The organism is Pseudaeromonas sharmana (genome assembly GCF_042649925.1).
GTDB classification, from domain to species: domain Bacteria; phylum Pseudomonadota; class Gammaproteobacteria; order Enterobacterales; family Aeromonadaceae; genus Pseudaeromonas; species Pseudaeromonas sharmana.
On the sequence record NZ_JBHSAF010000001.1, the window covers coordinates 405547 to 425263 of the forward strand.

General features: G+C 57.5%; 21 protein-coding genes. 10 read left to right on the top strand and 11 right to left on the bottom strand.

Annotated features, from left to right (window positions below):
- Positions 1–25: 25 nt before the first annotated feature.
- The 6 genes from ruvX to ACFOSS_RS01955 are packed head-to-tail and all read right to left on the bottom strand — an operon-like array spanning position 26 to position 4223.
- Positions 26–469: a Holliday junction resolvase RuvX gene (gene ruvX, locus ACFOSS_RS01930; RefSeq protein ID WP_377150321.1), complete on the bottom strand. Its 444-nt coding sequence runs from the start codon at positions 467–469 to the stop codon at positions 26–28.
- The gene (locus ACFOSS_RS01935; RefSeq protein WP_377150322.1) at positions 469–1023 is read right to left on the bottom strand and encodes a YqgE/AlgH family protein; all 555 of its coding nucleotides are present in this window, start codon (positions 1021–1023) and stop codon (positions 469–471) included. Before ACFOSS_RS01935 ends, ruvX begins: the two co-directional genes overlap by 1 nt.
- Positions 1024–1069: 46 nt before the next feature.
- Positions 1070–2026, bottom strand: a complete 957-nt coding sequence (gene gshB / locus ACFOSS_RS01940; protein ID WP_377150323.1) for a glutathione synthase — start codon at positions 2024–2026, stop codon at positions 1070–1072.
- A 9-nt stretch (positions 2027–2035) separates the two neighbouring features.
- On the bottom strand, positions 2036–2767 hold the full coding sequence (rsmE, locus tag ACFOSS_RS01945; protein WP_377150324.1) for a 16S rRNA (uracil(1498)-N(3))-methyltransferase: 732 nt from the start codon (positions 2765–2767) through the stop codon (positions 2036–2038).
- Complete coding sequence (locus ACFOSS_RS01950; RefSeq protein ID WP_377150325.1) at positions 2767–3513, bottom strand: endonuclease; 747 nt, start codon at positions 3511–3513, stop codon at positions 2767–2769. The genes rsmE and ACFOSS_RS01950 overlap by 1 nt, the downstream gene beginning before the upstream one ends.
- A gap of 20 nt (positions 3514–3533) precedes the next feature.
- A complete protein-coding gene (locus tag ACFOSS_RS01955; RefSeq protein ID WP_377150326.1) occupies positions 3534–4223 on the bottom strand; it encodes an endonuclease in 690 nt (229 codons plus the stop codon).
- Between the two features lie 163 nt (positions 4224–4386).
- Between ACFOSS_RS01955 and ACFOSS_RS01960 the strand changes: the two genes are divergently transcribed.
- On the top strand, positions 4387–5214 hold the full coding sequence (locus ACFOSS_RS01960; RefSeq protein ID WP_377150327.1) for a DUF5718 family protein: 828 nt from the start codon (positions 4387–4389) through the stop codon (positions 5212–5214).
- A gap of 56 nt (positions 5215–5270) precedes the next feature.
- On the opposite strand, the gene ACFOSS_RS01965 is transcribed toward ACFOSS_RS01960, so the two are convergent.
- Positions 5271–7325 (bottom strand): BCCT family transporter, encoded by a 2055-nt coding sequence (locus ACFOSS_RS01965; RefSeq protein WP_377150328.1) that lies wholly within the window; start codon positions 7323–7325, stop codon positions 5271–5273.
- Positions 7326–7622: 297 nt separating this feature from the next.
- Here ACFOSS_RS01965 and ACFOSS_RS01970 point away from each other — a divergent pair, with 297 nt between their 5' ends.
- Entirely contained in the window at positions 7623–9293 is a 1671-nt protein-coding gene (locus ACFOSS_RS01970) for a methyl-accepting chemotaxis protein (RefSeq protein ID WP_377150329.1), read from the top strand.
- A 45-nt stretch (positions 9294–9338) separates the two neighbouring features.
- On the opposite strand, the gene ACFOSS_RS01975 is transcribed toward ACFOSS_RS01970, so the two are convergent.
- From ACFOSS_RS01975 to ACFOSS_RS01990, 4 genes are all read right to left on the bottom strand, one after another.
- Entirely contained in the window at positions 9339–9959 is a 621-nt protein-coding gene (locus ACFOSS_RS01975; RefSeq protein ID WP_377150330.1) for a SprT family zinc-dependent metalloprotease, read from the bottom strand.
- 256 nt (positions 9960–10215) lie between these two features.
- Complete coding sequence (locus ACFOSS_RS01980; RefSeq protein WP_377150331.1) at positions 10216–10755, bottom strand: hypothetical protein; 540 nt, start codon at positions 10753–10755, stop codon at positions 10216–10218.
- Positions 10756–11437: 682 nt separating this feature from the next.
- The gene (locus ACFOSS_RS01985; protein ID WP_377150332.1) at positions 11438–13066 is read right to left on the bottom strand and encodes a methyl-accepting chemotaxis protein; all 1629 of its coding nucleotides are present in this window, start codon (positions 13064–13066) and stop codon (positions 11438–11440) included.
- 183 nt (positions 13067–13249) lie between these two features.
- Positions 13250–13696 (bottom strand): PACE efflux transporter, encoded by a 447-nt coding sequence (locus tag ACFOSS_RS01990; protein WP_377150333.1) that lies wholly within the window; start codon positions 13694–13696, stop codon positions 13250–13252.
- 89 nt (positions 13697–13785) lie between these two features.
- On the opposite strand from ACFOSS_RS01990, the gene ACFOSS_RS01995 reads away from it, so the two are divergent.
- The 8 genes from ACFOSS_RS01995 (at position 13786) to ACFOSS_RS02030 (ending at position 19457) form a co-directional block, all read left to right on the top strand.
- Positions 13786–14700: a LysR family transcriptional regulator gene (locus ACFOSS_RS01995; protein ID WP_377150334.1), complete on the top strand. Its 915-nt coding sequence runs from the start codon at positions 13786–13788 to the stop codon at positions 14698–14700.
- Positions 14701–14809: 109 nt separating this feature from the next.
- Positions 14810–15424: a hypothetical protein gene (locus ACFOSS_RS02000; protein WP_377150336.1), complete on the top strand. Its 615-nt coding sequence runs from the start codon at positions 14810–14812 to the stop codon at positions 15422–15424.
- A gap of 61 nt (positions 15425–15485) precedes the next feature.
- Positions 15486–16265, top strand: a complete 780-nt coding sequence (locus tag ACFOSS_RS02005; RefSeq protein ID WP_377150337.1) for a YwqG family protein — start codon at positions 15486–15488, stop codon at positions 16263–16265.
- Positions 16266–16836: 571 nt separating this feature from the next.
- Positions 16837–17139, top strand: a complete 303-nt coding sequence (locus ACFOSS_RS02010) for a hypothetical protein (RefSeq protein ID WP_377150338.1) — start codon at positions 16837–16839, stop codon at positions 17137–17139.
- 85 nt (positions 17140–17224) lie between these two features.
- Positions 17225–17410, top strand: coding sequence for a hypothetical protein (locus ACFOSS_RS02015; protein WP_377150339.1), 186 nt, complete (start codon positions 17225–17227; stop codon positions 17408–17410).
- 92 nt (positions 17411–17502) lie between these two features.
- Positions 17503–17922 (top strand): hypothetical protein, encoded by a 420-nt coding sequence (locus ACFOSS_RS02020; RefSeq protein ID WP_377150340.1) that lies wholly within the window; start codon positions 17503–17505, stop codon positions 17920–17922.
- 317 nt (positions 17923–18239) lie between these two features.
- A complete protein-coding gene (locus ACFOSS_RS02025) occupies positions 18240–18461 on the top strand; it encodes a hypothetical protein (protein WP_377150341.1) in 222 nt (73 codons plus the stop codon).
- 243 nt (positions 18462–18704) lie between these two features.
- A complete protein-coding gene (locus ACFOSS_RS02030) occupies positions 18705–19457 on the top strand; it encodes a hypothetical protein (protein ID WP_377150342.1) in 753 nt (250 codons plus the stop codon).
- Positions 19458–19717 lie beyond the last annotated feature (260 nt).

Consider the following 19717-nt stretch of genomic DNA (forward strand, 5'->3'; position numbering starts at 1 on the left):
GCGTCAGCTGAAAGGCTGGGCAGAATCAGGCTCCGTATTGTGCTTCCATCCAGGACTCGAGGATTAGCACGGCCGAGATGGCATCGACCCGCCCCTTGTCCAGTGCCCGGAAGCCGCCCTGTTCAAACAATCGGGCCCGCGCATCGGTGGTGGTCAGGCGCTCATCCTGCAGGGCGATGGCGACGCCAAAGCGGCCATGCAGACGATTGGCAAATTTACGTGCCCGCTGGGTCAGCGGTTGTTCGCTGCCGTCCATATTCAGCGGCAGGCCGACGATGACGCAGTCCGGCTGCCATTCGGTCAGCAATTTGCCCACCTCGTCCCAGTTGGGGACACCGTCGTTGGCCTTCAGCGAGCAGAGTGGCTGGGCCGATGCGGTGATCTCCTGGCCGATGGCAACGCCGATGCTGCGGGTGCCATAGTCGAAGCTCAGCAGCGTCCGTTCGCCCACGCTCTTATTGCCGGCCATCAGGCGTGGCCTGCCTGCGGCGCCACGCGCCAGATATCGATGCCCAGTGCCTGGGTGGCCGCCAGCCACTTGTGCTCCCAGGGAACCGAGAAGATCAGCTCATTGGTCGCCGGCAATGTCAGCCAGCTGTTGTCCAACAGCTCCTGCTCCAGCTGACCCGCTTCCCAACCCGCGTAGCCGAGACAGATCAGGAAGCGCTCCGGCGTATTGCCGATGGCGATCTCCTTGAGGATATCCAGCGACGTGGTCACCATCAGATCCGGTGCCAGCTGCATCGAGCTTTGAAAACCCTCCTGGCGACTGTGCAGCACAAAGCCCCGGTCGGTGTTGACCGGGCCGCCTGCCAGCACATCATGCTCCTCCAGCGAGGGCATGATGTGTTCGAATTTCATCTGGCTCAACAGCTCGTGCAAATTCATATCCAGCGGCACGGTCAAGGTCAGCCCCATAGCCCCCTTCTCGTTGTGCTCACACAGGTAGATCACCGAGCGGGAGAAAAAGTTGTCCTCCATGCTTGGCATGGCAATCAGCAGATGATGCGGCAAATAATTCATCCGGACAGATAACTCCTGGCAATAATGGGGCCTTAACGCCCCGCAATTAGGATGGGTTGGCGAGCCGACGTTCGATGGCATCCATCAGCAGCCCAGTGATGCTGATAGGGTAGGCTGCCTCGATTTCGCGGACGCAGGTCGGGCTGGTGACATTGATCTCGGTCAGCCGGTCACCAATGATATCCAGTCCGACAAAGATCAGTCCCTTGGCGCGCAGTGTCGGCCCGACGGCCCGCGCTATGGCCCAGTCACTCTCGGTGAGGGGTCTGGGTTCACCCCTGCCGCCTGCGGCCAGATTACCCCGTGTTTCACCCTGGGCCGGGATCCGGGCCAGGCAGTAAGGCACGGGCTCACCGTCAATCACCAGCACGCGCTTGTCTCCGTCCTTGATCGCCGGCAGATAGGTTTGCGCCATGCAATAGCGCTGGCCGTGATCGGTCAGTGTCTCGATGATGACGCCCACGTTCGGGTCTTCCGGCTTCAGACGGAAAATCGAGGCGCCGCCCATGCCGTCCAGCGGCTTGAGGATCACATCCTGAAACTCGGCGTGGAAGGCGCGCAACTTGGCGGCAGAGCGGGTGACCAACGTCGTCGGCGTATGCTTGGCGAACCAGGCGGTAAACAACTTTTCGTTGGCATCGCGCAGGCTTTGCGGTTTGTTGACTATCAGCACGCCGGCCTCTTCGGCCCGTTCCAGCATATAGGTGGCGTAGATGAATTCGGTATCGAACGGGGGATCCTTGCGCATCAGGATCACATCCAGCTCGCTGAGCGGCTGGTCGACCACATCCCCCAGCTCGAACCAGTTCTCGGCGTTGTCCCACACGGCCACAGGGCGCATAGTGGCATAGGCGGTACCCTGTTCCAGATAGAGATCGGCCATCTCCATGTAGTACAGCTCGTAACCGCGGCGTTGAGCCTCCAGCAGCATGGCAAAACTGGTGTCTTTCTTGATTTTGATGGACTGGATCGGGTCCATTACTATGCCCAATTTGATGGCCATGTCCTCTCCTTATATCAGGTCGCCGAAACGACATTGCAGTGCGGTAATGGCCGTCATGGCGGCCGTTTCGGTTCTCAGTACCCTGGGACCCAGTAGCATATCCACGAACCCCTGCTCGGCTGCGAGCTGGATCTCTTCGCTCGACAGACCGCCTTCCGGGCCAATCAGCAGTCGAATGCCGGCATCCGGTTGGGGCAGCGTGGTCAGGCTGAACGGGGCCCGCGGGTGCAAGTTCAGTTTCAATTCTGTGGTTGGTTCGGCCAGCCACTGCGCGAGGGTCATCACTGGACGAATCTCGGGAATGCGGTTGCGGCCGCATTGCTCGCAGGCGCTGATGGCAATTTTCTGCCACTGCTCGACCTTCTTGTCCAGCCGTTCGCCCTGCAGCTTGACACCACAGCGTTCGGAAAACAGTGGCGTAATACAGGTGACACCGAGTTCGACAGACTTTTGGATGGTGAACTCCATCTTGTCACCACGGCTGATGACCTGTCCCAAATGGATGGCCAGCGGCGATTCGACTTCGATGAGCTGCTGTTCTCCCAGCAACACCGCGACGTGGCGCTTGCCGGCTTCCTGAATTGTCGCCGGATATTGCCCGCCGCGGCCATCGAACAGCACCAGCGCATCGCCAGCCTGCATGCGCAGTACCCGGCCGACATGGTTGGCGCCATCGTCACTCAACATCAGGGTCTGATGGGCGGCAAGGGGCATGGGTTCATAAATTCGTGGCACTCGCATCAGTCACACTGCTCCTGGACAAAACGGTTGTGATTACCCTGTAGCCGGGCAATGGCCTCATCCCGCTCACACTCCCAGCGGCTGACCGGATATTGCCGATTCCAGCCGTTATAGAGCTTGCGCTGCTGATCGGACAGCCGGAGCTGGTGACGTTCGGCCATATACAGGTAGGCTCGGGCGATGGCACCGCGGCTGCGTTGCGGCGGTTGGGCCTGGCGACGCTTGAAGTCGATGACCATCTCGCACTGGCCATACATGCCGGTTGCGGCGTTCCAGTCGCTGAAACCCAGATCGCCACGGTCGCCGTTGACTTCGCCGATGGCCGGCACCAGGTTATGCATATCGCCTTCGATTTGCGCGAAGCCGGGATCATTCTTCACGCAACTCTTGCGCCCGCCCTCCTGCCAGCATAGGCGCTGACGACCGAAGTCGGCGGCCGGCATGATGTGTTCCCACTCGATTCGCGCCGCGCGCGTGGCCTGCTTGCGCACCTTGTAGCCGCAACGCTCGAGATCGGGAACCATCTTCTTGCCCTGATAGCGGATCGGGCAGCCGCAATAGAAGGTGGTCTGTTGAGGATTGGCCTGGTACAGCTTGAACAGCGCCTTTTTGGCCGCGACAAAGGTTTGTGGCTGCGCAGCGGAAGCCGCTGCTGCGTGGGCTGAGAGTGGCAGGCTCAGCCACAGGGTTGCCGCCAGCCATCGAAGCTGGCGTGGCGAGAAGAGATCGTTGTTCGAGTAAGACATGCCGCGCTGGACTCTCGATATTAATGACATTGTTGTTGAATGAACCGGTTATGGTTGCCCTGGACATCGGCGATGTAGTCATCGCGATCGCACTCCCACTCGCTGACCGGGTACTGGCTGTTCCATGACTCGAACAACTGGCGTTGCGGCAATGGCAGCTTCAGCTGATAACGTTCGGCCATATACAGGTAGGCGCGCGCGATGGCGCCCCGGCTGCGAGCCGGTGGCTGGACCCGCCGGGCTTGGAAGTCGACAACCAGATCGCACTTCCCGTATTGACCCGATTGCCCATCCCAGAGGGCAAATGGCATGTCGGCGCGGTCGCGATCGATCTCGGCGATGACGGGGACCAGGTTGTGCATGTCACCTTCGATCTGCGCAAAGCCCGGGTCATTCTTGGCGCAGCTATTTCGTCCGCCCTCCTGCCAGCACAGACGCTGGCGGCCAAAATCAACGGCCGGCATCACGTGTTGCCAGACGATCCTTGCCGCGCGGGCCGGTGATTTCCGTGCCTGGTAGCCACAGCTTTTCAGCGCGGGCACCATCTTGTTGGCTTGATAACGAATCGGGCAGCCGCAGTAGAAGGTAGTCTGGTTGCGATTCGACCAGTACAGGGTAAACAGTTTCTTTTGCGCCTCGGCGAACGTCAGCGGCTCGGCATGTGCGCCAAGCGAAACCAGTACCAGTGCGAACGGGATTAACCTCAACATGAACTCCTGTCTAAAAACGGCGACCTGCCTGAATTAACAGGCAGCGTTGCCAAGGATACCATTCAACCAACAGAAGAAAAGAGGACATGCCTTGACGCCGGATGGCCAGCGACTAGACTCGGTGGCCATTGCAACGCATTTTCCGGGCCAACAAGGAGTTGTCATGGCGTATCAGCAGGTGATTGGATTGGGTGTGGCCGGCAACTTTGCCGGCCACCTGGAGCAGGCCGGTGAGGCGCGGGATTTTGTCGCCGTCAAGGTCAAAGATGCGGTCGCACCGAAGGCCATTTTCCCGTTTTATCTGCCGGGATTGAGTGATCATTTCCTCGCTACCTATCCGCTGAGTCACGATACCATTCGTTATCCACAAGGGGCGGATCATCTGCAGATCGAGCCGGAAGTCGGCTTGCTGTGTGATATCCACTATGATGCGGAGCACAGGGTCACGGCGCTGACGCCTCGTGCCTTTGGGGCTTACAACGACTGCTCTATCCGCCGCGAAGGTGCGCGCAAGATCAGCGAGAAGAAGAACTGGGGCGCCGACAGCAAAGGCGTTGCCGCCAGCCTGCTGCCTCTGGACCACCTGCAGCCCGGTGGCCGGCTCGACGGCTACCGCATCGCCAGCTTTCTGCTGCGCGATGGCCAGCTATACGCCTATGGCATTGACAGTGCCGTCGTCGACTACAGCTATTTCCATCAGACACTGCTCGACTGGATCATCGAAAAGATGAACGAACAGCCAGATGAAGGTCCCGCCGAAGACATTGCCGGCTACCTGGCGCTGTGCGGGTATCCGTCGCAGGCGCTGATCAGCATAGGGGCGACCCGCTATACCGAGTTTGGCGAGCACCATTTCCTGCAACCTGGCGACACCAGTCTGGTGGTGCTGTATCCCCAGGCCCGGTTTAGCAGCGAGCAGATTGTCGCTGGCCTGCGTGCCGGCACGCTGGTCGATGCCGAGGTTTCGATTCTGCGTCAGCAGGTGGTGTGACGCGCCAACGCACAGCAAAGATAAAGGCCGGGGTCACCCGGCCTTTTCGTTGACGGTCATGGTGACGGCCTACTCTCACCTTCGAGCGGCGGCAGCGGAGTATGTTCGGGGGCGCTGTTGAGCAGTTCGGCACTCTCATTCTGAATCAGGCTCAGGTAGCGCTCGTACTGACGCAGCACGTCGGCACTGACCTCGTCACGCGTCAGATACTGGATGTCATAGCCGGCGCGGCCATCGGCAAAGAAGGTCATGACCTCGCACAGCCGCTTGTCCTGATCGCCGCTGTGGGCAGCCGCCAATGGATTGAAGGCCGGTGCCGCCCGCGACTCCAGGCGGACGCCATAATAGAAATCGCGCCGCCCCTCCTGTGGTACCACCAATGCCAGCAGACAGTTGTCATTCTGTTCGACCCGACTGTTCAGGCCGCGTTCATTGAGCTCGTCACAGACACTTTGCAGCGCCGGCTGAGCGGTCAGCGTGATGAAGCGTTCGGCTTCGCGTGGCCCGGTGTGGCGCACCAGGCGATCGAGACGATGGCGCCAGTGCTTGCCATTCCAGAAGTCGGAAGCGGGAGACAGCCGTCGGGTCGAATGCGCCAAATCCGCCTGCAAGCCACGCCACAGGCTGTAGCACAGCAGCAGCATGATGCCGGCAAACGGCAAGGCGGCGATCAGCGTCATCGACTGCAGCGCTGCCAGGCCGCCGGTGGCCATCAGGATCGCCGCGGTCAGACCGAGCAGCGCAGCCCAGAACAGCCGTTGCCATACCGGTGAGCGTTCGGCCCCCTGAGTGGCGATGTTATCGATGACAAAGGCACCCGAGTCGGCGGAGGTAATGAAGAAGACGCTGATCAGAATCACCGCCAGTGCCGAGGTGATGCCGGAGGCGGGCAGCAGATCGAAGAAGTTGAACAGCAGGGCATCGACATTGCTGGCGCTCTGCGCCAGTGCCTGTTCGCCACCGTGCAGCGACAGCCAGATGGCACTGTTGCCAAACACCGTCATCCACAGCAGGTTGAATGCGGTGGGCACGAACAGTACGCCGAGGATGAACTCTCGCAGGGTGCGGCCGCGGGAGATGCGGGCGATAAACAGCCCGACGAACGGCGACCATGAGATCCACCAGGCCCAGTACAACAGCGTCCAGTTGCCAAACCAGCCGCTCTGATTCGGCTCTGTGTAGGTGAAGGTGCGGAACGTCAGCTGGGTCAGCTGCGAGACATAGTTGCCGATGTTCTCCGACAGCGCGCCGAGGATGTACTCCGTCGGCCCGGCAAACAGCACAAACAGCAGTAACGAGATGGCCAGCAGCAGGTTCAGTTCGGAGAGGCGGCGGACGCCCTTGTCCAGGCCGGTGACGGCGGAGATCGCGGCCAGAGCAATCACCACGCCGATCAGGCTGAAGCGGAACAGCTCGCCACCGGTATCCATGCCGGTCAGACGGGTGATCCCGGCCGAGAGCTGCAGCACGCCATATCCCAGCGTGGTGGCGATACCGAAGATGGTACCGACCAGCGCGAAGATGTCGACCGCATGGCCGATGGGGCCTCGGATCCGCTCCTTGAAGATCGGGTACAGGCCGGAGCGAATGGTCAGCGGCAGGTTATAGCGGAAGCCAAAATAGGCCAGCACCAGGCCGACAATCGCGTAGATGGCCCAGGCGTGAAAGCCCCAGTGGAAGAAGGTGGTGACCATCGCCTCACGGGCGGCGGCCGGCGTGCCAGCGCTGGCTTGGGGGGGCGAGAGGAAATGCATCATCGGCTCGCCGACACCAAAATACATCAAGCCGATGCCCATGCCGGCGGCAAACAGCATCGCCAACCAGGAGGTAAAGCTGAACTCGGGGCGAGCATCATCCGGACCGAGGCGGATGCGGCCATAGGTGCTGAAGGCAAGCACCAGCAGCAGGATCAGGAACAGGCCGACGACCAGCACATAAAACCAGCTGAAGTGCTGGGCAATCCAGCTCTGGCCGGCGCCGAAGAAACGGGCTGCCGCATCCGGTGCCAGCGAACAGGTCAGCAGCAGCAGACCGATCACAATCAGGCTGGGCACCAGAATGGGCAGGGAGAGGGTACAACGGGGTACAGGGGATGGTTGCTGTGTTGCCACTTTGGCCTCCGCTTGTCAGGTTATGCGTCCAGCATAGTGACTCGAATGGGTAAATTCGTTTCTAGACTAACGCAGCTGGCGCGCAAAAAAGAGACAATCTTGATTCATTTTTTGCGACATGTCGCCTCGGATATATCGAAATAATCTATCGGCCACCCAGATTAAGGCGTTCTTGAGTCCTTTTTTTGTTGTGCCGTTCGCACCCGAGCTCCTTCTGTGCCTCTTGTGGCTATATTTCATCTGAATGCCTCTTTTGTTGCATGAGGCGAGTGCTGCTAAACATCAAAAGGTGTCCCTATGCTCAACTCCATCAAGATTGCTCCACGCCTGTATGGCCTGCTGGGAGTGCTTATCCTGGCACTGGTAGCTGTCGGCTGGTCAGGCCTGGAAGACAGTCGGCAAAGTCACGAAGCGCTGGAAACCGTCTATCACGACAGGGTGTTGCCGCTAAAAGATCTGAAGGTGATAGCGGATCTCTATGCCGTTGATCTGGTTGCAATCAGCCATAAGCTGCATAACGGACACATGAGTTGGGCACAGGCCTTGCCGCTGATAACCGCCGCGCGGCAGGATATCGCCAAGCACTGGAACGCATATGAACACACGGAACTGGTCGCCGCAGAGCGGGCGCAAGTGGCGGTTATCCACCCCGTCATGGCGGTAGCTGATCGGACCCTCGACACGCTGCAGGCAATCATTCAGCGCCAGGATGCCGCCGCCCTGCATGATTTTGTGCTTAACCAGCTGTATCAGAGCATAGAACCCATGTCAGCCGCATTGCACCGCCTGGTCGAAATCCAGTTGGACGTGGCACAACATGAGTATGAACAGGGCGAGCGTCGCTACAATCAACTGCACACCCTGTTTGTAACGGTATTGCTGCTGGCGATAGTCATCACCATCGGCTTTGGTTGGTGGATTGCCCGCTCCGTGACGCATCCTTTATCCACCGCCGTGATTTTTCTAAATCAGCTGGCCAAAGGCGATCTGACTATGGAGATCGAGGTGCGAGGACGCGATGAGATTGCCGATCTATTCGCCGCGATGCGAAGCATGTCGCATCAATTGCGCCACATGCTGGGCGAGATGTCGGGCAACGCCTGTCAGGTGGCGAGTGCCGCGACCCAGCTCAGGGCGATTGCAGACAACATAGCGCAAGGTTCCGATGAGATGTCGAGCCAGGCACAGACAGTGGCGACCGCAGGCGAAGAGATGACGACCACCTCCAATGCCATCGCCCACAGCTGCCAGACGGCCGCCGACTCCGCGCAACAGGCTTATCACACCGCCAATCAGGGCGCCGAGGTGGTGGCCTCCTCGATCCGGGCCATGCAGTTGCTGGCGGATAAAGTGCGCGAGGCCGCTTCCGCCGTGGCGGCACTGGGGCAGCGTTCGCAACAGATTGGCACCATCATCGGCACCATAGAGCAGATTGCGGCGCAAACCAATCTGCTGGCACTCAATGCGGCAATTGAGGCGGCGCGAGCCGGAGAACAAGGGCGCGGTTTTGCCGTTGTGGCCGATGAGGTGCGCGTGCTGGCGAATCGCACCGCCAAGGCAACTGGCGAAATCAGCAACATGATCGGCGCCATTCAGCAGGAAACCGCGACTGCGGTGACCTTGATGGAGCAGGGGGTGTCTCAGGTCCAACACGGTAGTGATGAAGCCGCGCAGTCAGGTGATGCGCTCAAGGCGATCCTCGAGCTGGTAAACACGGTTTCACTGCAGGTCAGCCAGATTGCCACCGCGGTTGAGGAGCAGACCATGGTCACGGATGAAATCGCCGGCAACATGCATCAGATCACCAGCGTAATTCAGCAGGCCTCTCACGGTGCGCACGAGTCTGCCGTTGCTGCGGCGCAGCTGGATGAAAATGCCGCCGGATTGCAACGGCTGGTGGGTCACTTCCGCTTGCAACAGAACGTGGAGAGAGCAACTGGCACACTGGCGCACCCCTCATTCACCTAATCGCGCCGCAATCCGTCCGGGTGCCACACCCGTTGCCGGGCGGGCTTACAACGAGGCCGTCGTCACGGCCGTCAGTGCGTGGCCACAATGCCGACATAGATAGCGAGCCTGGTGGCGGAGCACCTTGTTGTGGCGACGCAGGCTCAACTGGTGGTCACGACAGCCGCAGCGGTACGCAAACTGCGGGCCGCTGACGGCACTGACGTCCAAATCATGCGTCACCCGTGCCGGCAAGCCAAACACCTGCCGCATCAGCCGCTGCCACTCCGGGCCATGGGGGCGGGTGCGGCCGTGGCGGGCAAACACCAGCAGATGAGCCAGCTCGTGGGCGATCACTTCGTGCAGGAACAGGGCCTGATTCTCGGCCAGCAATACCGCATTCAGACGAATTTCCCAGCGCTGCAGATGTGCGGTGCCGGCGGACTTGCCGCGCTGGTTGAAACGCAACACGGGGCGTGGCCAGCGCTGTTGCAGCGCCTGTTCTGCTTGCTGCAGCCGCTGGCTCAGCGCCTCTTCGCAGCGCGCCCTCAATGCTGGCGTCAGCGAGATCCTGCTGTCATGACTGCGCGTTCTGGTCTGTGGCGGGGTGGCAGGAATCTGGGGGGCAGTGGTCAGATCCTGGCTGGGTTCGCTTGGCTGACCTCTCAGGCGCTTGAACAGACTCATGGCTCTCACATCTTCCAGGCTAAAAGGAGGGGGCTATGATGTGGTGAAGCGGCGGCGCTGGCAACACGTGGTGATGCGGTTGTGGAAAATGAGTGTGCGGGGCAGGGGCCATGAAGCAGCATGTCGCAGCGCAGGTTCAGAAGATGAAGGCTGCCCTATCATCATGCGTGGTCCTGAGCGGCATGCTGGATGGCGATGACAGGCTTGAGGGCGCTTGGGCTGTCTCGATTGCCAGCGCCCTGAATGCGGTTTGGGGTTAGCCCTCGGAGCCGGAGTACTCGACGCCGGTTACATGGCCTTTGCGGTCGGTGAAGCACTTCCAGGGCGCATCGGCTTGCGGAGCCTGAACCATTAACACGGTAGCCGCTTCTGATTCCATGATGTCAGTGACGACCAGCCCCTGCTGACCTGTTCCCAACTGTTTGGCAACAGCCGCGATGCAGGCCGGACGAGCGTTTTTGGCTGTGCTGCTGGCATACGGGAAGGGGTCATTATTCTTCGCCGGCGCCTGGGTGACGCTGCAGACACCGTTCGCACCATTCTTGCCGGTATAAGAGGCAGAGAATTGGGATCCGCTATCACGGGATAAGGAGATGGTGTCACCATTCTTGGTCACTTCGAAATAGTTGTTGTTGTATTTCTTGACCTTCACCTGCTTGGTATCGATGTAAACCGCAGCCTGTGAGGTCAGGTGCACCGTCATGCCATTGGGGCAGGAGAAGAAGATATCTTGCACGGATGCATTGGCATAACCGGCAAACAGCAGAACGCTAAGAGTAAGGATCTTGTTGGTCATCGTCAGTTCCTAAAAGTCAGTGCTCTTGGGGATGAGGACATGCGCGGCAATCGCCTTGCTCTCATCGGCTGTCATACATCTATTGATGTTGCTCGTTAAGTGTTGCAGGTTGCAGGCCAGAACGGGATAGCCCTGTGGCTGCGACAGGATAAACAACATATGGCAACCGCATCGGGTTCTGCCACGCTCACTATTCCGCCGACAACCATTAAAAGCTAGACGTGAAATGCATGCTATCCAAATAAATAATTAAAAATTAACCCATAGTATTCATAACGTAATCAATGAATTGACGGTCATGACATCGCCTGTGGTCCGGCCGCCAAGAGGCAGTGCAACGTCGATGATGTGCTGAGCCAGAAGCGTATCCGCCCTGCTGCGAGATCATCAGATTGATGTTACATGCCGCAGGGGGCAAGGAGAGGGTTCAGCAGGCTGTACACAGTGATGAGGGAACAGCCCGCCCGAAACGGCGTTGCAAGGCTCGCCATCGACCGGGTGAGCATGAATGATGTAGAAAAACTGGCCGAACCGCAGCCAGTGACGTGATGGTGTCAGTCCGCATCACGCGGGGCACATGGTGCCGCGCTTTCTTCAGTCAGTGGCACAGAGGCTTTGCCGTCCGGCTGCGATAACGCCCTCGGGGCGATGACTCGCCCCGGGACGCTGTCCAGCAATAGGCTTAGACGCGGAACTGTGCCATGCGCCCTTCCAGCTGGTGGGCCAGCTGGTCGATCTGCTGCGCGCTGTCCTGTACCGCTTCTGACACCTGATGCGCCTCGCGCGTCAACTCGTCGAGCTGGCTGACACTCTGGTTGATTTCGTTCATGACCAGACTCTGCTGCTCGGTAGCCGAGGCAATCTGGAAGTTCATGTCTTGCACCCCGGCGACCAGGGACTGGATCGAGGCGAACGACGTCCGCATCTGCTCGGCCATCTCCACCGAGGCTTGCATCTGTTCGAAACCGCTGTCCATTGCCGCCACGGCACTGGCAACCTGCTGTTTGAGCGCGCTGATCATGGTCTGGATATCGGCGGTGGAGTTCTGGGTGCGGCCCGCCAGGGTGCGCACCTCGTCGGCGACCACGGCGAAACCACGCCCCTGCTCACCGGCGCGGGCAGCCTCGATGGCGGCATTCAGCGCCAGCAGGTTGGTCTGCTCGGCGATGCTGCGGATCACATCCAGCACCGAGGTGATGCGTTCGGACTCATTGGCCAGTTGCGTCACGATCTGCCCGGTGTGCTGAACGCTGCCTGACAGCTGCTGGCTGAGTACCATGTTCTTGTCGAGCAGCATCATGCCCTCATTGGCCGCACTCTGGGCGTCCTGGCTCTGGGCTGAGGTCTTCTGTGCATGTTGCGAGATATCCTGCACCGCATGGCTGATCTCGGTGATGGCCGTGACCAACGAGCTCAGATGCTGGTGCTGGCGGTCACTGATAGCCTCGGCGTGAGCGACCGTCTTGCCCATGCCTGCCGTGTTGTTCTCCAGCAGGCGCACATCGCTGACCACATCCTGGATCAGCCGTTGCAGTTGGTCGAGCAGCCGATTGACGCTGCGTGACAGCTGCCCCAGCTCATCCTGATTTGTGATCGGCAAGCGGCTGACCAGATCGCCGCCGCCCATGCTGATGTCATCGATCTTCTGGCGCACCGCATTCACGGCGTTGACGATCAGCTTGGGGCTCAGGTAACTGAGCACCACGCCAATCAGCAGCGAGCAGAGTGCGATGGCCAGCGTCATCTGCTGGCGGCTGCTGCTGAGTTCAAGCGTCTGCTGATGCCGGGTCTGAGCGAGGCTATCGGCCTGGTCACCGGCGAGGTTATAGAGTTCACGCAGCGTGGCAAACTTCGCATCTGCCGCCTGGTGCCGGGCATGAGCGTCCTCTCGCTTGCCCGCCGCCAGCAGCGCAAACACCTCATTCGATGGCGCCAGCCAGTCGCTGAAGTGCTGATCAAAGGCACTGAAGCGCGCCGTGACCTCGGGGTAGCCGGCCATCAGTTGCAAGAAGCGATGCATCCGATCCCGTGCCTGTTGCACGTTATCGTCAAACTCGGCCTTGATGGCCGGCAACTGGCTGAGATCGGTTACCAGCAAGGCTTCCTGTTCGGCCTGCATGGCCTGATAGAGATCGCGATCGCCGTTGAGTACCGCCTGATCGGCCGGCAGCAGGATTCCCGAAATCTGTTCTGAATTCGTGCTCAAGGTGGTCAGGGCGCGGTAGTTGATGACGCTGCTCAGCAGGATCAATACCGTAAGAATGATGAGACCAGCGCTCACTTTGACGCGCAGACTGTTCCAGTTATGCATGATATGTCATCCGTGGTTATGCGTTGTTATGGTCGCCCATGGCGCGCAGAAACAGGCTGGGGCGGCAGCCGATGGCATCATACCTCAACTGGAACCACATAAATATTACAAATCTTTTCAACTGGTTGTGATGAGGCAACCGATTGCAGACTCCGGGCACCTGGCCACCGCTGGCGGGCGGCCTCAGCATCGCGTCGGGCGTCCGGCCGGCATCAGCGGGAACAGACGGTCGTAGGCCAGGTTGTAGACAAACGCATACACGACATAAAACAGCGCCATGCCGATATCCAGCAGCAGCGCCTGCCACAACGAGATCCCGAGCCACCAGGCGGTGAGCGGCAGGGCGATCAGCAAAAATCCGACCTCGAACAGCAGCGCATGCAGCACGCGCTCCGCCAGCCGCTTCTCCAGTCGGCCCAGCACGCGCAGCATCAGGTGATCGACGCCGAGGTTGTACAGGTAGTTCCAGCCGGCGGCCAGCAGCGCGAACCCGATGGCCAGCGCCCCCAGGTGGGTGGCACCCTGGCCGGTGACCAGGCTTAGCAGCGGTACTGACAGCAACATGCCACAGAGTTCAAATCCGACCGTATGGCGTAAACGATCGGCGCCAGTGCGCATCTTCATCTTCATTCTAATCTCCCGTCTGGTGGCGTGATGCGCCGCAATCTATATAGTTATGGTTATAGAACCAAGTTAGTACCTATCAGGAAAACAGATAGATGAAACTCTCTCTCGAGGCATTGCATCTGCTGGTGACCGTGGTGGACACCGGCTCCTTCTCTGCTGCCGCCCGGCAGCTGGGCAGGGCTCAGTCCGCCGTCAGCACGGCCATCGCTCACCTGGAGATCGATCTGGGGCTGACGCTGTTTGACCGCCGCGGACGGCTGCCGCGCCTGACGGTGGCCGGCGAACGGATCCTGGCCGAGGCCCGGCTGCTGTTAACCCAGCAGAGCAACCTGCTGGCGCTGGCGGCGGAGCTGGCCGATGGCTTCGAGGCCCGGTTGACGCTGGCTATCGACGATGACGCCCTGCTGCCCTGGTTCAGTCCGGTGCTGGTGCAGTTTGCGCAGGTCTGTCCGCATCTGGAGCTGGAGCTGCTGTTTCCGATGATGGAGGATCTGAGCGACATGCTGCTGACCGGGCGGGCCCAGCTGGGAATCGGCTATCAGGGATTAACCACGCCGCAGGCCCTGTCGCGGTTCGGCCTGGGGCTGGTCGAGATGCCGATTGTGGTGGCGCCGCACCACCCTCTGGCGCAGAAGTGGCAACCGACGCGAGCGGATCTGCAGGCCGAACGCCAGCTGATGGCGACCGGCCGTCAGGCGGGGGGCGAGCGCGAGCGCTTCCGCCTGTCGTCGGACATCTGGTGGGCGGAAGGGGATCTGGCGGTGCTGGAGCTGGTAAAACAGGGGCTGGGCTGGGGCGCGGTGCCGCTGTTTTTGCTGGCCGAGCCGCTGGCACGCGGTGAGGTGATCTGCCTGCCGGAGCAGGCGTTGCCCCCCAGCTCTGCCTTGCCGATCGAGCTGCTGTGGCACAGTGCCCGGCCGTTGGGGCCCGCTGGCGCCTGGTTGCAGGCCGCCTTGCAGCAGCATCGCCTGCAGGAACAAAATCCGAATAAAAACTTGAATTTATAGCCATTTCCTCGTCTGGCGCCTGTTTTCGCTGCCGGCTTTACGGTAACGTGTTGGCCGAAGGCGGCTTGACGGGTTCAGCGGCCGATTTGCATAGAAGGAAGGGAGTTCGATGCGTTTTTTATCTGCCGCAAGCCTGTTAGGCTGCGTAATTATGCTGCAAGGCTGCAGCGATGCCATGGACCTCGACTGCAACGACGACGACAACAAACAGACGGTGCTCGATATCCTCGACCAGCATCTGTCCGCCTCGCAGTGGTATCGCGAGATGAAACCCGGCCTCGACGCGCTGACGGTCGAGAACATCAAGACCCGCTCTGCCGATGACAGCCTGGGACAGAAGAGCTGCGCCGCCGATCTGAGCTTCACCTACTATGGCCGCCCGTTCCAGCACGAAATTGAATACGATCTCGACTGGTTGCAGGACAAGGAGATGGCTGAAGTCAGTCTCGCGCTGGATGACATTCGCGTGTTCATGATGTCGGTGGGCGTCACAGTGCCGCGGCCGGCAGCCCCGGCACCGGACGTCGCTCCCGCACCTGCCCCTGAAGCCGAATCCCAGCCCGACGCGGCAGCGGCGGAGGCCGCCGAGGCCGAAGTACCCCTGAGCGCCGCGCAACAAGCCTGTGTCGATGCCAAGGTCGCGGCCTATCATCAAGAGATGGGCGATGATGCCCTGGTGCGTTATGACATGCTCGGTGAGTGGGAAGGCGAGTGCCGCCAGTAATGCACCCGTAACAACGCCGTGACTGCGCAGGCACACGGCGCCGTATGGAGGAGAGATCCCGATGCAAGACGATATGCAGACCGTATTGACCAAGCTGGCGGCCCATGGCCTGCCGGCCATTCAGCTCACCCCCCATGCCGCCGCAGCGGCGAGTGCGACCAGCAGCAAGTTTGGCGGCCTGGCGTGGTGGCCCCAGGGCATGGACTACCCGCACACCGCGGCCGGTGCGCCGCTGTGCCTGCTGGCGCAGTTCAATCTGGCCGAGCTGCCGGCGTTGCCACTCTGGCCGCGCCAGGGGCTGCTGCAGTTTTTTATCGCCAACGATGACACCTACGGCATGGATTTCGACCGTTCGCTGGATCAGGTGCTGGCCCAGCCCGATGGTTATCGCGTGGTCTATCACCCGCACTGTGATCTCCCGGCGCTGGATGCCGCGGCGATCCCGCAGCCGGATGGCCTGTGCCAGCTGCCGCTGCAGCAGGAGTACAGCCTGAGCTTTGCGCTGGTCAACGATCTGCCGGCGCCGAGCGATGTGCGCTTCGAGGCCATTGCCCGCAAGATTGACGAGATCGACGACAGCCTGATCGACAACCTGTTCGATCTCGGTATCGGCACCGGCAGCAAGCTGGGCGGCTATGCCTATTTCACCCAGGAAGATCCGCGCAGCTACGAGCTGTCGAACGAGCAGTGGCAGCTGTTGTTCCAGATGGACACCCACGACGAAGACGACGACGTCTGGATCATGTGGGGCGACTGCGGCGTCGGTAACTTCTTTATCCAGCCCGAGCGCCTCGCCGCCGGCGACTTCTCCCGCGTCTGGTACAACTGGGACTGCTGCTAAGCCTGCGCGGTCCGCTGCGGCCGCCAGTGTGATCCCCTGCCGCTGCGAGAGTGATTGCGCAGTAGCTCAACCTACGGGTCTGCCAGGCCCGTAGGCGCCTCTTCTGCTGCCGAGACAACGGCGGCGGTTTTGTCTCCCGCCCGGCTTTCCCCCGATGACCTCGGCGGCCATTGCCAGAATGTGTGCCTGCAGTGGCTCAGCCTGCGGGGCTGCTGATGGCTTGCCTGCATCAACCTCAAACGCCAGCCTCAACATGGCAGTCGGCGCCGCGGCTCAGGCCATGGCCCATGTCTCGTTACTGAATAAAAACGCCCTGCGCAGCGATCTTTCTCAATCGGAGCTATTTTGTCGGCGAAACGTTTGCGCTAGCCTAGGGACTCAAAAAGCGCAAGGTGCCTGTTGGCGCTGACAGGCTGCGCCACTATCCGCCCATCGGCACTGTGACAGCCGCAAGTCAGGGGCGGTAGCCATGGCTTTTACCGAGGTCGGCACCTGGTAACCCTAGCGAGACCATGTGCCTGATAGGCGTCATTTTGCCGCTTAAAAAGGATCGTTATGGCAACAATAAGACATGCGTGAACAAATAAAAAATCTTGTTTCTATAGGTGTTCTTCCCGCAGAAGATGTTGCTAGCGTTGAAGAGGTGAAGTTTATTGAGTTAATCGTTAGTTCGATTGATGGCCCTATCACCGATGATGAGGCCAAAGCAATAGTATCTATCTTTGGTTTTGATGAATTCTTTGGTATCGCTTGGTCTATTTTACACTTAGTTGAAACGGCACCGCATTGGCCAATTAAAGAATGTCTCATAAGGACTGATAATCCGTGGATAACAATCCTTATAGAAAGAGCGAAAAATGCAGGTGCGTTGTGAGTATTTCAAAAAATATGTCGCTTTTAATGCTGCCTACTCAGCATTGCTTAGTGCCTGCATTTAAACCGTTATGAGACGAAACATCATGAGTTCAAATTTACAAACAAAAGAAAGATTAGATGCCTGGTTTGATGGTTCAGCTATATGTGTAATAGCAGTTGGTTCACACGGGGATCCGCTTGACTTGACTGATCACGAGGTTGAATCTTTCATACAGGAACTACAAAAATGCCTCAAAGAATCACAAGAATTAAAAAACCAATTACATTAATTTGGCCATAACCAATAGTTTATGTCGTTCGCTTCGCTCACTGGGACGTGCATAAAAGCCGCGCGCCCCATAACTAAAGTGTTAGAGGTTCTATGCGTAGATTGATTGCATCGTTCATTGTCCTATCAATTCTGCCATCTATTGTATTAGCGGCAGAACCTTGCACTTCTGACTTTAATTCGTTCCTACTGAAATTCGAAAACGAACAAGAGTTTCAAAGACAGAACACCCGTTTCCCGCTTGCGGCCACATATATTGATGGCTCCGCTGAGCCGGAACCAAAGACGGTCACATACAAAATCCACAGCGCATCCGATTCCAAGTATTCGCGAGTTAATTACCCAAGCAGGACAAAGCAGGCCTCGACGCCATTCACAAAAGTGGTGACATCAAAGCCGGGGCGATTTTTGGTGCAGTTCACAAAACCGGATACAGACTATTCATTTGCGTTTCGCTTTGAAAAAACCGCCACTTGTTGGCAACTCGTAAAATTTGAGGACTATTCGCTGTGAGGTCCGTAGGTGCGATTAGCGAAGCGTAATCGCACGTATGTTAATTGCAAAGAAAAACATTTTTTGATTATTTTTTCCGATTTAGCACGTAGGTTGGGCTGAGCGTGCGAAGCCCATCGTTTACCGAGCCGCTAACGGCTTTTATAAATTAACAATGCTGCTGGTTAAACCAAATATTACGACTCGACAATGGCATTTAACTTAAACGCGGTAAACCTTGGGCTTCATTTTATTCAGCCCAACCTGCGTGCTCGAGCATGATATTTAACTTAAACACGGTAAACGTTGTGCTGTGCAAGATAAGGTGATTGATAAACATGCTATGGCTGTTAACCTGGCTTACTTTTTCGATTATTACACTTGGATGCTGGTTTGGAGTGGTGGCCAATATTAAAAATGAACATCATGGCACCATTTTTTCCAATGCCTGGTTATTTGTGCCTGATCATCTGCATGCACCAGGCCTGAAATATCGATTGACGATTATCCTCATCACGCCTATCTGGTTTTTGTTAATCGTCTATCACCTATATGGATAAGCACGTAGGTTGGGCTGAGCGTGCGCAGCCCAACGTTTACCGAGCAGCTAACGGCTTTTATCAATTAACAATGCTGCTGGTTAAACCAAATATTACGACTCGACAATGGCATTTAACTTAAACGCGGTAAACGTTGGGCTTCATTTTATTCAGCACAACCTACGTGCTGATTTAATTCATGCGTGCGATTACGCTGCGCTAATCGCACCTACGTGCTAATTTCCAATGTTAGGCCTCGTTCCTATGCATAAATTCAATCTCATAGAAAATGCTCGTGACTCGCTAGAGCATGCTTTAGCTCATATAAAGCCAATACAAAGCAATCAAACTGGTGATTGGAAAAGAATAATTATCGACATTGCTCATGCGATAGAATTGTTATTAAAAGAAAAGCTGAGACAAATTCATCCGGCGTTTGTGTATGACAATATCGATAAATATCCATCTAAGGATGCCTTTACGGTTGGCGCTGAAAAAACATTAAAACGATTACAGAATATAGGTAATATCACCTTCTCCAAAGAAGAAATAGGAGCCATAACCTCCGCAAGAGAAAAAAGAAATGAAATAGAACACTATGAGTTTTCAATTACAGATAAAGATGCCACAGTTTTAGTTGGCCAAGCATTATCATTTGTTTTTCACTTTTCAGATAAACATTTGAATTTAGATTGGAAACCAATCTTCTTTAAAGATAGGAAATGGTCGACCCTATCAGAGTACACGCAGTTCTATGAAAATATTCGCAAAACCGCAAGTGACAATATATTTGAAAATGACATATATGTCATAGGTTGTACATTTTGCCACAACGACACATTTGATGTTGAACACGAAAAGTGTTTGGTTTGCGGATACGAAGAGAAAGTTCATGATTGCAAGCATTGCCGTGAAGCATATATTTACTCTTCTTGTGGATTCAATGAAGAAGCAAATTTATGCCCTAACTGTGAATATAAAGAAGGTTATGCAGCATTTTATCATGAAAAATATTAACGCACGTAGATACTGTCTGCTTTTATGGTTTGCAAGTCTCCGGCAAGCCGTAATTCGCTTGGTAGGGTTGCCGAATTTTGAGCTCGTAGGTTGTGCTGAGCTTGCGAAGCCCAACGTTTACCGAGCCGCTAACGTCTTTTATAAATTAACAATGCTGCTGGTTAAACGGAAGATTATGACTAGATCATGGCATTTAACTTAAACGCGGTAAACGTTGGACTTCATTTTATTCAGTCCAATCTACGTGCTTATAAAAATAA